Annotated in this window: 8 protein-coding genes and 1 pseudogene; 3 read left to right on the forward strand and 6 right to left on the reverse strand. The window is 65.7% G+C overall.

Annotation, left to right across the window (positions count from 1 at the left end; all coding sequences use genetic code 11):
• Positions 1-189 precede the first annotated feature (189 nt).
• Positions 190-549, forward strand: coding sequence for a metalloregulator ArsR/SmtB family transcription factor (locus AB0K12_RS39750; RefSeq protein WP_364572862.1), 360 nt, complete (start codon positions 190-192; stop codon positions 547-549).
• 413 nt (positions 550-962) lie between these two features.
• Here the strand turns inward: AB0K12_RS39750 and AB0K12_RS39755 are convergent, their stop codons facing one another.
• Positions 963-1,934, reverse strand: coding sequence for a site-specific integrase (locus tag AB0K12_RS39755; RefSeq protein WP_364572864.1), 972 nt, complete (start codon positions 1,932-1,934; stop codon positions 963-965).
• 142 nt (positions 1,935-2,076) lie between these two features.
• Between AB0K12_RS39755 and AB0K12_RS39760 the strand changes: the two genes are divergently transcribed.
• Positions 2,077-2,226 carry a hypothetical protein gene (locus tag AB0K12_RS39760; protein ID WP_364572866.1) on the forward strand — a complete coding sequence of 50 codons (150 nt, stop codon included), beginning with the start codon at positions 2,077-2,079 and terminating at the stop codon, positions 2,224-2,226.
• Between the two features lie 117 nt (positions 2,227-2,343).
• Here the strand turns inward: AB0K12_RS39760 and AB0K12_RS39765 are convergent, their stop codons facing one another.
• The 4 genes and pseudogenes from AB0K12_RS39765 to AB0K12_RS39780 all read right to left on the reverse strand — a co-directional run bounded on the left by AB0K12_RS39765 (position 2,344) and on the right by AB0K12_RS39780 (position 11,362).
• On the reverse strand, positions 2,344-4,017 hold the full coding sequence (locus AB0K12_RS39765) for a hypothetical protein (RefSeq protein ID WP_364572868.1): 1,674 nt from the start codon (positions 4,015-4,017) through the stop codon (positions 2,344-2,346).
• A gap of 22 nt (positions 4,018-4,039) precedes the next feature.
• The gene (locus tag AB0K12_RS39770) at positions 4,040-5,737 is read right to left on the reverse strand and encodes an OPT/YSL family transporter (RefSeq protein WP_364572870.1); all 1,698 of its coding nucleotides are present in this window, start codon (positions 5,735-5,737) and stop codon (positions 4,040-4,042) included.
• Positions 5,738-5,747: 10 nt separating this feature from the next.
• Entirely contained in the window at positions 5,748-7,565 is a 1,818-nt protein-coding gene (locus tag AB0K12_RS39775) for a non-ribosomal peptide synthetase (RefSeq protein ID WP_364572872.1), read from the reverse strand.
• A 603-nt stretch (positions 7,566-8,168) separates the two neighbouring features.
• A pseudogene (locus AB0K12_RS39780) lies at positions 8,169-11,362 on the reverse strand (Tn3 family transposase).
• A gap of 196 nt (positions 11,363-11,558) precedes the next feature.
• On the opposite strand from AB0K12_RS39780, the gene AB0K12_RS39785 reads away from it, so the two are divergent.
• Entirely contained in the window at positions 11,559-12,494 is a 936-nt protein-coding gene (locus AB0K12_RS39785; RefSeq protein ID WP_364572874.1) for a tyrosine-type recombinase/integrase, read from the forward strand.
• A 228-nt stretch (positions 12,495-12,722) separates the two neighbouring features.
• On the opposite strand, the gene AB0K12_RS39790 is transcribed toward AB0K12_RS39785, so the two are convergent.
• Positions 12,723-13,724: an NAD(P)/FAD-dependent oxidoreductase gene (locus AB0K12_RS39790; protein ID WP_364572876.1), complete on the reverse strand. Its 1,002-nt coding sequence runs from the start codon at positions 13,722-13,724 to the stop codon at positions 12,723-12,725.
• Positions 13,725-13,761 lie beyond the last annotated feature (37 nt).

Raw genomic sequence — 13,761 nt, forward strand, 5'->3', positions numbered from 1 at the left:
AGGTCTCGCCCACCGGCTGATGACCGGTCCCCGCCGCCGGAGAACGCGAGGTTCTCAGTGTGTCGACGTGCGGGCGTTGCGGACTACTCCCCTTCGGAGTGCCCCTAATCTCCCACACGTTTCGGAAATCGCGCAAGTGTCGAAACATAGGGTGAGGGGAGGCCGTCGCCGGGAGACAATGGACAGACGATGTCGACCTCCCCCGCACCGGGTTCACCCGGCGCCGAGCACCCACCGCCGACCCCTGCGCAGCTGAGGGCGGCGGCCGAGACGTTCGCCCTGCTGGCCAGCCCGGTACGGCTGCACCTGATGTGGCTGATCACCCACGGTTCCTACGACGTCAGCACGCTGGCCACGCACGCGGGCATCAGCATCGCCACGGTCTCCCAGCACCTGGCCAAGCTCCGCCTGGCCGGCCTGATCACCGCACACCGCGAAGGCCGCCGGACGCTGTACGCGGTGGAGGACCCACATGTGATCACGCTGATCGGCCAGATCTTCGATCACATCGCTCCCGACGGAAGCCTGGCGCCCGATCCTCCCCGGTAGCCTGCACCGGCCGCGGTTGGCCCGCGCCGGGCGTGGCCCGCTAAGAATCAGCGCCGGGCCACAGGAGTCCTCGATGTAGCCACCGGCCACGATGTCGTCCGGCGGATTGATGTACCGCCGCAGGTAGCGATCACCGGCGTAGCCGCGAGACTCGCACGAGGGACCTGCTTGGCATCAGCTCGTGCGGAACTCCAGGCGGCCAGCTGTCACAGCCTCGCCTCTGGCGATTGAGGCCGGGGCCTGATCATTTCTTAGATAACCTTCGTTATCTGGCAAGATAGTGATCACTGGCATGGCGCGAGCTGGGCGGCCGTCGTCCGGCGCGCAGGCTTCGTTTCACGGTTATCTGGGGTCCAGCCAAGGTAAGCCCAAAACCCACAATCGCGATCATGGTTGAGCGTGTCGAGGGCAGGTCAGCCGCTGGTCCGAGGGGCGAGCAGGCTGGTGATCTCGGCGATGGCGTCCGGTGAGGGCTTGAAGTAGCGCCGCAGGTTCTCCGGTTTCTTGTGCCGGGATTTGGCCATCAGCATCAGCAGGCTCGCGCCCGCCTCACCCAGGTGGGTCAGCGCAGAGTGGCGGAATTCGTGCAGGTCCCAGCCCGTGCCGGGGCCGTTCAGCGCGGTGTGCTCGTCCAGCAGGGCGCGGGCCTGGCCATAGGACAGGCGGGCCAGGCCGGTGTCGAGACAGACGTCGCGAGGGCTGACGACCTTGCCGGGACCGGGACGCCGGTGGGTGACGAAGACCGGGCCGCGGGTGCGGCCTTTGAGCAGGCGGGGCAGCAGCCGAGCGGCGCCGGCGTCCCAGTAGACGGTCTCCAGCACGAAATCCTCGCGGGCTTGGCCGCGGCGGCGGGTCTTGGCGCGGGCGCCCTTGGCCTTGACCCGTGCCTGGCGGGCGGTCAGGTCCAGGTCCTCGATGTTGAGGGTGAGGACTTCCTCGGCCCGGGCAGCGGTCTCGTACAGGAGGCGGTAGAGGGTTTTCTCGCGGACGCCGACGTCGCGGCGGGCGATCAGCCGGTCGATCGCGGTCCTGGAGCGGGCGGGGGTCTGGCTGTCAGGTGCGGCCAGCCGCCTGGCCCAGGCGGGCATGGCGGGGGCGGCATGGCCGTGCTCGCGACACCAGGCCAGCCAGGACAGCACCGCGGCGCGGCGGGCGTTCCAGGTGTTGACCGCCGCGCCTCCCCACAGCGCCTCCAGGGCCTCGCCGATCTCGTCGTCGGCCACCGCCGCGAGCGGGCGGTGCTCGCCGAGCCGCAGCGCGGTCTTGCCGACGCCGGCGGCGTAGGCGCGCACGGTGTTGGGGTTGGCCACGGTGTCGAGGAAGGCGTCAGCCGCAGCGCGGACCGTCAGACGCTGGCCTGTCGGCAGTTGCGCCACGACGGGCACCACATCCTCCTTGCCACAGATAACAGGGCCGCTTCGCGCGCCGCCCACTGAACGTCACCGCAGGTCGCGATCAGCGGTACCACAGATAATAGAGTGATATCTGTGGCGACGCTATGGCCTCCGACGGTGTCTCCGAAGCGGGATGAGCGACAGGCGGACGCCGTCGGACACCCTCCGCATTGGTCAGCGATCCCCCGCGCGCGATCTGCAGATGGCGTTCCTCGGCGACCTGAGCGAAGGTGATGAGGTCGCGCTCGGTGAACTGCCACACGTCGCGGCTGGCTTGCTGTGAATGGCGTTTCAGCATAGCCGTCCGCGGCTCCGCGATAAGTGTGCTGCGGCACAGGCTTTCATGTACGTCCGAGGGGATCGGTGCGCAACGGCGCCGGGGGCGCGTGATAGGAAGACCTCATGACCGTTTGAACACTTCGTCCAAGAGTCGTAGCTCCCTGGTTTCCTCTTCGTCGTTCCCGCCCAACATGTATCCGCCCACTTTCAGCTTTCCCCGACCGGCGTCCAGGCTCATGATCCCTTGTGCAACATCCTGAATGGCCCGCTCGACATCGGCAAAGGCGACGTCAGAATTTGTCTCCACGTAGCGCTGGGACAGGTGGCGTACAGGCAGTATCTCTCGATGCTGCCGTCTCAGCTCGGTGCTGCCCGTATAGGACTCCCAGTACATCCTGGAGCCCGGAATAACAGCTGGTGCGGCCACCGAGACGGTGGTGATGTTGTCCTGGTATTCCGCTGCCAGTGCCAGCCATTGATCCACCTCCGAACGAAGCTTCCCGATAGTGGTTCCCTGGAGCCCAAGAATGCCGGAGATGTACAACTTGTAGTCCAGGGCGCGGGCCAATTCGAGCGCCTCATATACCCGGTCCGGGCCCTTGTTGATTCCTTTGGAATCCTGTTTGAGTAGCTTGGGGTCGAATGCTTCGAGTCCTACGTTCCACGTTCGGACGAAGCCCTTGCAGAGTTCGGCGGACTGGAGGAATTCCTGGACAAGACCGTAGGCCAGCATGAAACGTTTGCCACGCAGTATGCTCGAGGCTTCGCATGCCTCGGCCAGGTCGTCCAGGAAATGGATCTGACCGCTCCACTGGTTGCGTGACATGCCCAGCGTCGAATCACCTGCGGCGTACACGTTGGAGTTGAGGTCTCCCACCGTGACCTCCAGGGCCGCCACGGTGCTCTGTACGTCCGACACCTTCGGCGTGAGCCCCTGGATCGAGCAGTGCTTGCATCGCCTGCTCGGCCTGCTCCCCCAATGGCAGCCGCCATCGATGGGAAGTGTGATCATCCTCTTGAGTTCATAATGCTGTGCATACCAGACCTCGAAGGCGGGGTCGTACCACTGTTCGAGCTCGGCCTTGATGAGCCTGTAGTCGGGCAGTCGTCGCAGGGTCAAGGGATACGTGCTGGCGGGCTGGTTGTGCACACTGTTGCCATTCCGATATGCAAGGGACGGCACCTCGCGAAGTTCTAGGCTGCCACGCAAGGCGTACAACAACCCCATCATCGTGAACGGCCCGTTGTTTCCGGTGCTCACAAAATCGACAACTTTCCCGCCGTACGCGTCGGTGAGCACTTCCCGGTACATGATCCCGGCATGGTCGTTACCGAACACGACGATCGCCGCGGATTTCACCCGCTTGATCTCGGCCGCGATTATCAGGGCCCAGACGGCCGTCGCGGAGTAAACGCTGAATGCGGCCACGTCCGGCGGATCGCGGTGGATGAGATCGCGTATCTCCGCCCACCCGAGATGGCTCACGTCAAGGTAGCGCCATTCGACGTCCGGGAAGCAATGATGATGATAGGTGATCATTTCGACCAGCGAGGCGTGCGGATAGACCGTGCCCTCGTTCTCGTATCGAGTCTGGTCGCCACCCCCTGCGATCAGGGCGCCGCCGCCGGAGTGGCTGCCTCGATGAGCGGAGGTGAGCGGAAGTCCCAGATACCAGACAGAGCGCACTTCTCTGAGCCGTTCACCTCGACGACCGTCCGTCGAGGGCGGGAGCGGGTAGCGCCAGCTGTATCTGCTGTCTACTCCCACGCGCTCTTCGCTCGGCTCCAAATCCATGGCACTCCGTCCTTTGCTGCACTTATGAGGTGAGAACCTGAATCGGCAGTAGTAACGCGTTCGCGATGCCGCCGCCTAGGATCAGGCCGGAGCCCAGCGTGGACGCGAAAGCGCCCTGATCCCTCTTATGGCGTTGCGTCGCCATTTTCGTCACACTGCCGAGCAGGATGGCGATGGAGGTCGCGGCCGGCAGCAACACCCCCAGGCCCAGCATGGTAGGAAGCGCTGGTGACCAGGCGAGAGCCATGCCAGCCAGACCCGCCGCAGCGAGGAAGACCGTCGTCGACTGCGCATAGTCCTGCGACCCCCTGAGCAGGGAGTTCAGAAAGTCCAGGGCCGTCGACGTGGGAGCGGGAAAAGCGGCGGTGCCGATGTTGCCCAGTTCGCTAACCAGGAACAGCAGGGTGATGCCCGTTCCCACGCCGGCGATGCTGCCGATCACCTGGTAGCTGAAGAGCTGGCGGGTGCGTGGCGCGTCGGGCGCTGGTGCCGTGGAAGCCACCTTGGCAGCCTCGATGAAGTACGCCGACGCCAGCGCCGAGCAGCAGATCAGGCCGATGAGCAGATACGCCGACCCCGCCGGCACGTGTAACAACGCGAGAATGACGAGCGTGAGGTACTGAAAGACGCCCGTAGGCGCTATTCCTATCGCAGCGTTGACCCGGTTCATGAGGACAGCGAAGAGAGGGGCGAGGACGGCGAAGATGAGGGCGGTCATCAGGTAGGTCAGCGGCAGCCAGTGGGACAGTGCCACGACACATCCCGCCATCACGGCGGCTCCACCCGCCGCCGTGACCCTCCACCGGACGCTTCTCCCACGTATCGCCCCCGTGACCACACTGCGCTTCCCGCCTACCAGTTTTGCCAGAAAGCCACAGGCGTAGCCCAATAGCAGGCCTACTCCGACGGCGAGGATCCAGGGCGAACCCAGATGCTCGATATAGGCAGCCCCGGGTCGAGGTGATCCCCACAACACATTGGCGGACCAGACGATGAGGGAGTAGACCGCCCCGACACCGATCCAGACCGTGGCGCTCCCGGATATTCGCATACCGAGCCCGAAAAGCATCGGCGACAACGACAGAGCGAGGTAGGGCGACACGCCGGGAGCCAACGGCAGGGAGTCGCGGCCGACGAGTGCGGCCGCGAACGAGAGGCCGGCCGCGACGACGGCGCCGACAAGAATGAGACGCTGTTCCTTGACACCGGCCTCGCGGTCGCCTGAACCGGTAAGAGCGTGCATGAGGTCGATGACCGGCCACAGAGCCGGATACTTCAGGCTGCGGTCGTTGATGATCGAAGGGGCCAAGGCGATGCCCAGAAGGAGGCCCAGGAGGTTCGCCAGAAGTCCGGCGCCGATGAGAAACATCCAAGATGGCAGTGGGGCACCCCCCAGGAGGCCGGCGCCGATGCTCGTGTCGATCGCGGTGACCGCCAAGGTGCCCCCCGAGGCGATCGCGTAGGTGAGGAACAAGGTCCGCCAGTTCAGCTTCCGCAGCAGGCGCAGAGCGGCGCCGCCGAGAAGGACGGTGACGATCGCACCGCCGAACCCAGTCCCCACTTTGAAGGCCAGTATGACGTTGAGCGCACTGAGACAACTTCCGAAAACCACGCCGAGGACGACGGGCGTGATTGTCAGGTGACGGGGTCTGGGCGGCGCGCCGGTTCGCGCACTGGAGGTTTCGACCGGCAGGTGTTTCTCGTGGGGGCCCGATTGCATGAGGGGTTGCCTATGCCTGCTCTTCGAGCAACTTCGCCAAGTGTTGAATCGTGGGCGCCTGGAGCACGTCTCCTGTGGTGATCGACACGCGTAGACAGGTGCGGACCCTCATGGCGATGCGCGCGGCAAGATAGGGATGACCGCCCAAGTCGAAGAAGTCATCGGTTACGCCGATGGAGTCCCTCCCGAGCACGTCGGACCAGATCGACCTGAGCGTCTCCTCCACCCGAGTGGACGGCAGCACAAGGGGATAAGTCAAAGGAGGCCGCTCTCTCGCCGGTTCCGGGAGTCTCGATCGGTCAACCTTTCCGTGCGGAGTCACCGGGAGCTCACTGATCTCCACGAAGATCTCGGGGATCCTCGACGACGGCAGCCTTGTCCGCAGATATGCACGTAGTTCGTCCACGAAAAGCGGGCCGCTGCCGGGAGCGGGTACGATGTATGCCACCAGTCGCAGATCGCCGTGCGGGTCCGGAGCCGTGGTCGCAACGGCCTGCTGAATCTTGTCGTATGACAGCAGCCCCGCGTCGATCTCACCCATCTCCAAGCGTGTGCCACGCGGCTTCGCCTGAAGATCAGTCCGTCCGGCATATTCGAGGTTTCCATCCGGCAGCCAACGCGCCAGGTCACCCGTCCGGTACACCGTATTTCCCGAGCCGAAAGGATCGGCGACGAACTTCCGCTGGGACAACACCGGATCGCCGAGATAGCCGCCGGCCACGCCGACACCGCTCACCAAGAGCTCACCAGCCTCGCCGGTGCCCTGTCCGATCGGCCTGCCCTCATCGTCCAACAAGACAATCTCCACGTTGGGGATGGGCCGTCCGATCGGTGCCTGCGAACCGATGAGAGGATCAGACCGGAGGGCCTCCCACCGCGTCGAGATCATGGTGCATTCCGCCATGCCGTACTGGTTGAAGATCCTGCAATCATCCGTCACCCGTGACCTCAGCCGGCGAAGCGTAGGCATGTACAGCGGTTCGCCGGAAATAGCGATCACCCGCAACCGCCATCGGAGGTCCTCTTCCTCGGCCACCGCCAACATCGCCTCGAGCATGGTCGGCGCCATCGCCGCCAGGACGGTGATCTCCCCTGAGGAGAGAAGTCTCGCCACCGCTTCTGGTGTTCTTTCGTCCAACCGATCGAGGAGGTAGAGGCTCGCCCCTGCCGACAGGGCTCCGAATGCTTCTCGTTGGCATGGGTCGAAGGAAGGATTGACGAGCTGCAGCACAGTGTCCGCAGCATGCGGTGCGGTTTCATCCGCACCTGCTACCAGGTAGTCTACGAGGCTGCGATGTGTTATCGGCACCCCTTTTGGGTCCCCCGTCGAACCCGAGGTGTATACGATGTAGGCAACGCGGCCGGGCGGAATTTTCTCTTTCGGATCGGGCACTACCGGTGCGTGGCCGGGCGCCGCATCCAGGTCGAGGAGAATGGTGTTGGGATGAGCGAAGGGCATGTGAGAAGCCGCCTCCTCGGCCGTGATGAGAACGTTGGCGGAAGAGTTCTCTCGCATGAATTTCAGGCGACTCTGCGGATATGTCGGATCCAGGAACACATAGGCAGCTCCCGATTTCAGCACCGCCAGCATCGCGGCGACCATGTGCGGACCGCGCGGCAGCGCGATCGCCACTATGCTCCCTTGCCCTACCCCTCTTCGCAGCAATGTCGCCGCTAGGCCATTGGCGTAGTTGTTGAGCTGCCCATAGGTCGTCCGCTTCGCGCTGCCGACCAGTGCCACCTCGGACAGCCGCCGGCGCACCTGCTCTTCTACCAGCTTATGCACCGTGACGTCGGGAACGGGAATCCTCCGTCCGGCTTTCCACATACTCCGCCCATCCTCCATTGTATTTCCGGCTCGCATTTATGAGGATTGAGGACTGTCCGTAACGCCCTCTTTGGCTGCTCGCTGTGTGCCATGGTCTACTCCATAGTCGACATGAATCAAACTCAAATGGGTTTGGTATGCCATGATCCAATTCCTTGACACAATGAGAGGTGCAGATTAGCTTGTCAGTCACGATCGGAATGGATGGGAGGCGGGATTCATGTACAACGACAGGCTCGCGACCATGCCGGACACCGGTCCATGGTGATCGGACGAAAACTCGACTACCGACGTCACAGGACGGGTAACTGAATGACGACCGGCCGCCGTTCAGGAAAAGGCGGCCGGTCGCGAGTGTCATCGGCTCCCGGCAACAACACGAAAGCCGTGGTCCCGTTCCATGGGACGGTTTCAAGCCGCACCCTGGATCTCATGACCGCGTTTCCCGGCAGCCAGCCTCACACGCCCGAATCCGGCAACGCCCGGAAGTAGCCTTTGCATAACAGCATGGCCCATTCGGACCCAGCACCGCCACCGGCTCGTCTACCGGCCTCTGATCTGATGAACTGGCACAGATCACTGGAGCCGACGTCTGGCTGACGTTCAAGCCGTGTCAGCCGACCCATCGTGCAGCCGGGTGAAGTCGATGTCCAGGCGGGACTCATACGCCTCGGGCGTAATGCCGAGCTCGTGGGTGGAATATTCACCGAATCGCATGATGTGCTCGGTCAGGTAGGGGGAGACCTCGGCCAGGTCTTCCGGCTCGATCTTCCACCCCTCGGCCTGCAACTGCCGGACCACGTCGGCGATGTCGAGCGTGTTGTGGAAGATCACGCAGTTGGTGAGCAGCGAGTTGAACTTCATCGCCTTCTCCTGCTCAATGGGGTCGTTGTCGGCAATCACCCCGCGCTGGCCGAAGTGCAGCCACTCGGCGAAGCCGTTGTAGGCCTCGACCTTGTTGGTCGCCGCGGTCACCCGCCGGCGCAGCGGGGCGTCCGACAAGTACCGCAACAACTGCACGGTCCTGATCACCCGGCCTACCTCGCGGAAGGCGGCGTAGTGGGCGTTCTTGCGGGGCCGGAGCGCAGGCGGCGCAGCAGCAATGTGGAGGAGATGGCGTTCTCCCGGATGGAGACCGCCACCCGCAGCAGGTCCCGGAAGTGGGTCTCGATCAGCGTCCAGTCGATGACGTTCTTGCCCGGCTCGCCGAACAACGCGTCGATGTGCCGGTAGCGGGTGGCGCGGCCGGGCCGGTAGAAGGTCAGGTCCTTCCAGTTGCGGATGCGCGGCATCAGCTCAAACCCCAGCAGGTGCGCCAACGTGAAGACCGGGAAGCTCTGACCTTGGGTATCGGCATGAATCGTGGTCGGCTTGACCTCCGAGGCGTTCTGCAACAGCCCGTCGATGATGTAGACCGCCTCCCACACCCCACAGGGGATAAATCGGGTGAACAAGGCGATGTAGGTGTCGGCGACGTGGTGGTAGGCGATCCCTCCGGGCTTTCCGTGCCGGACGCTGGTCTCGGCGAGCAGGTTGTTGAGGTAGGTGTCCATGTGGGTGCCGTCGGCGGCCACGGTGGTGCCGTTGCCCCACGCCTGGGACATGTCCAGCCGGGCGTGCGCGTTGACCACATCCGCGATCGCCTCGTTCAGCTTGGGGATGGAGAAGTGCCGGTTGGCGGCCATGGACAGCTCGTGCCCGCTGACCCCGGGGATGTGCCGGGCTGCCTCGTACGGGCCCATGTTGGTGCCCTTGACGAACGTGGTGATCACGTACCGGCCGAACGGGTCGCTCAACTTGGGGTCGCTGCCCGAGGCCGGGCCGAAGCGGTGCCACCATTCGATCCAGTACGCGGTGCGGGCCACGATGCCCAGCAGCGAGCGTTCCGGCATCCGAGCCTTGATCGCCTGCTCCAGCTTGCGGGCCGAGGGCCGCTGCTCATCGGCCTTGTGGGCGGCCAGCGTGGGCACGCCGGTCTTCGGGTCGATGAACAGGTCCTCGTTGTCGGGGTAGTCGCCGTCGGCCGCGGCCGCCGCCGCGGTCAGCTTGTCGCGCAGTTCGGCGGTGAAGGCGGCGGCGTCGAACGGCCGCACATCGCCAGCCTCGCGCAGGCCCACGTCCACCAGGTACTGCGGCAGCTTGGCTTCCACCATCTCCCAGCTCAGCAGCTGCCGGCTCCAGTCGGCGTACTCCTCCGACCCGATCACCACCACATCTCCGGTGCGCAGTTCCTCGGCCAGGTAGCAGAACACCATCGCCTCGAAATGGCGGCGCACCAGCGTCCCGGGCCGGTGCCGGTCCCGCACCGCCTTCTGCCAGTTCTGGGTGGCGAAGGAGACGTCGATCACCTGGCCGTCGGCGTCCACTTCGGGCAGGTAGTCGCGGGCGGTGCGATGCCGCCGCGCGTGCTCCAGCGCCCGCAGCACCCGGTCATCGGCGCTGGTGGCCCGCAGCTCCAGTAGATCGGTCAGCTCGTACATCACCGCCCGGTCCTTGCGCAGCTGCCCGTACAGCAGCACCTCCCAATTGTCCCCGTGATGGGCCGAGACCTTCTCGATCTGCTCGTACTGCTGGGCGAACCCGCCCAGCCCGTCCACCGCGGCGCTCACCGCGCCCAGCGCGCCGGCCTGGGCCCGCACCGCACCGGTCAACGCCATAAGGGCCTCCACCAGGCGGCCGTTCAACCGGCGCGCGGCCTCGGCCACGTCGGCCCCATCGTCCAGCCCGGCCAGCGCCTGCACCACCTCACCGCTCAGCTCTGCGGCCTTGGCCCGCCCGGCCTGCACCGGACCGCTGTCATCAACCTGCCGCAGCAGCGTGTGATAGTTGGCGATCAACGTCTCCACCAGAGCCTGCTGCCGACGGTGAATCTCCTCCAGTTCCGTCTTGGCCCGCTTGACCTTCGCCGCCGCCCGCTTGACGAACATCGTGGCCAGCTCGTCCCGGGCCCGCATCCGCGCCTTATACACCAGGCAGGCCAGCAACGCCGCCCGCTTCATCACCGCATAATCGCCCAGCACTCCGGCATCGGCCGCGGCCGCCTCCCCGGCGAAGTCGGTGACCTTGCCCGCGGCCACCTCCTGCAGCCACACCGTGCTGTCACCCAGCCCATCGACCCAAGCCAGGTGCTTGGCCAGATTCTTGAAATGCGACCAGCTGGCCCGCTCGGCGCTCTGTTTGAGCCGGTTGAACAGCGTCTTGCCATCCGGGCCACGCTCAGTCAGCAACTTCAGCACCCGCTCGCGCTGCGCCTCGCTCAGCCGCTCGTAGATTCCTCCACAGATCACCTTGTTCACCTCGGCGCGCAGCGCCGACGCCATCGCATCCAGCGTCGAGAACGCGGGCAGCTCCAGCCCGGTCTCCACCAGCTTCTCCAACGCGGCGTTGATCAGATCGGCCGGGTCGTTCTTCGCGGCGGCCTCGGTCCGGATCACCTCATCGGCGACCTTGCGGGCCTGCGCCTGATCGTAGGTGAGCCCGACTCGCTGGCGGACCAACGCCCGATGCTGCTCCCCGGTGCGAGGCGACGCGTGCACCGGTACGGCTCCCTCCGGCAGTTCCACCACCCGCCGGACGAACTCCGCCACCATCTCCGGGACATCGGCCAGCTTGGGAAAGCAGCCCATCCGCTGATACGACTTCAACATCACCAGCAGCGCGAGCTGATGGTCCTCCGACTGGGTGCGCTCGGCCGCCCACTCGGCCTCCGCCTGGCTCGGCGAGAAGAACACATGCAGCTCACGCGCCGTGATCAGCCGCTTGAACCGCGGATACGCCGTCCGCTCGATCGAGGTCACCCGCCGCCGCCAATCTCCCCAAAGCCCGGCCTCAACCCCCGATCCACCGCGCTCACCGTAGCGGCGGTCTCATCCCGCCCGCCCCAAAGTCACCAAACCGCAACCGGGGGAACCTTCAAGATCGCGATTGTGGCTTTTGGGCTTACCTTGGCTACACCCCTATCTGGCAACTGCGCGAGTGGTGGAGGTCGGCACGGTGGATCCGGTCATCGCCGAGCAGCTCGGCCGCACCCACCCGCTCGCCCGCCATCTCGACGACTTCCTCACCGACCTGGCCAACGCCGGCGCCTCCGCGCACACCCGGCGCGCCTACCGCGGCGACCTGATCGCCTTCGCCGCCCACCACGGTGAGGAGATCGGCGAGCTGACCGCCGCGCCGGTCCGCGCCTTTCTGGCCGAGCTCGCCGACCTGTCGCCGGCCAGCCGCAAGCGCAAGCGCGCCGCCGTCGCCTCCTTCACCAAGTGGGCCGTCCGCCACGACCTCCTGGCCGCCAACCCGATGGACCGCATCGACACCGTCAAGGTGCCCAAGAACCTGCCCCGCCCCGCCAGCGCGGCCGACGTCGCCAAGGTGCTAGCGGTGATCTGCTCGCGGCGGCCGCGCAAGGAGACGCCGCTGGACCGGCTGCGCGACCGGGTGCTGTTCGAGACCGCCTACGTGTGCGGCGCCCGCGCCTCCGAAGTCTGCGGCCTCTACGTCGAAGACCTCGACCTGCGCCTGGACGACGAACACGTCCGCATCCACGGCGAGGGCGGCAGCGTGCGCACCGTCCTGCTCGACGACCGCGGCTACGTCACCCTGCTCAAGCTCTACCTGGCCCGCGCCGGCTACACCGCCGGACCGCTGTTTCGCGCCTCCATCAACGGCCGCGGCGGACCACTGTCCTACGACGCCGCCCACCACCGGTGGCAGACCTACTGCGCCGCCGCACGCGTCGAGATCGACATCCACCAGCTGCGCCACGCCCACGCCACCGAACTCATCAACGCCGGCGTCTCCATCGAGGCCGTCCGCCGCCGCCTCGGCCACGCCTCCACCGAGACCACCCAGCTGTACGCGTTGCTCGACGACAAGATCGCCGACGCCGAGATCCGCGCCGCCCGCCGACACCGCGACCGGATGGGCCGCTGAGCAAACCTGCTCCATCCGACGCTGATGCCAGGCACCGCTCCGACGGGTTGACCAGGGCCAATGCGATCGCGTGTACCTGGTGCCAGCTTCGTTAACGACAGGTCGGCTCCTACCCGGCCAGCCGGGTCGACCCGTGCCCATCCCGATCGAGGGCCCGGCCGGAGCGTCCAGCTAAGAGGGGGTTGCGGATAACGTCACCGTCCGGCGCGTTCTGCGCGATTCGCTGTCTCAGCTAAACGCGCTGGATCTTGGGGTGAACGGCATCGATCGCGAGGCGGCCACTGCCTCGAAGCCGTAGCGGAGCATCTCCTGCTCGTAGAGCTTCTTGGCCGGGCCGAGCGGAACCCGTCCGGCCGCGACCTCGGTCAAGGCCATGGTGAGCAGGCGCGCGTCCCGTAGGGCGGTGTTGGCTCCGTCGCCGCGGCCCGGCGTCATGGTGTGGATCGCGTCGCCGAGGAGCGTGACGTGCGGGTTGTGCCAGCGCTGGACTGGCAGGGCGCTGTGCAACTGGATGGGAAAGGTGGTGCCGGCCTCGGCGACGATGCGGCGGACGGCCGGATGCCAGTCCTCTATGGCGCCGTCAGCCGGGGTAATGGTCCAGGTGAAGTAGTCGCCGGGGCGGCAGGTGGCGATGGCCATGGAGGTGCCGGCCGGGTCGGTGATCCGGTTGAAGGTGTCCATGAGGACATCCGGCACCCAGTCGAGGGTGCTGAAGGGCGTCACGCCGTACAGAGCGCTGCCCAAATCTTCGAAGGCGGCCTCGGGAAGCACCTGGGCTCGGATCACAGATCGGGTGCCGTCGGCGCCGACGATCAGGTCGCCCGTCGCGGTGCTGCCGTCGGCGAAGGAGGCCGTGTTGCCGGACAAGCCGACGCACTGCTTGCCGAGCCGCACGTCGAGTCCGGTCGTCAACAGATCGCGCAGCCGTTGCCTGTTGATGCCGAAGTGCCCTTCGGCCGGTGGGATGGGCTTGCTGAACTTCGGATTGAGCAAGTGGTCGGTGAAGACGAGTCGGGTGGCGGGTGCGATGGCGCTGGCGCGTATCTCGTTGAACAGCTCATCGGGGAGGCATTCGCGCAACGCCTGGCTGCCGTCCTGCTTGACCGACAGGCGCCACCCCTGATTCTGGTCGTACCCGCGTTCGTAGACGGTGGCGGGGATGCCGGCCCGGTTGAGTCCCTGTGCCAGGCAAAGCCCTCCGATTCCCGCACCTATGATCACAATATTCATGCTTGGACGGTAACTGTCATGACAGCTAATGTCTAGG

It is taken from the genome of Nonomuraea sp. NPDC049419, from assembly GCF_040676995.1.
GTDB lineage: Bacteria > Actinomycetota > Actinomycetes > Streptosporangiales > Streptosporangiaceae > Nonomuraea > Nonomuraea salmonea.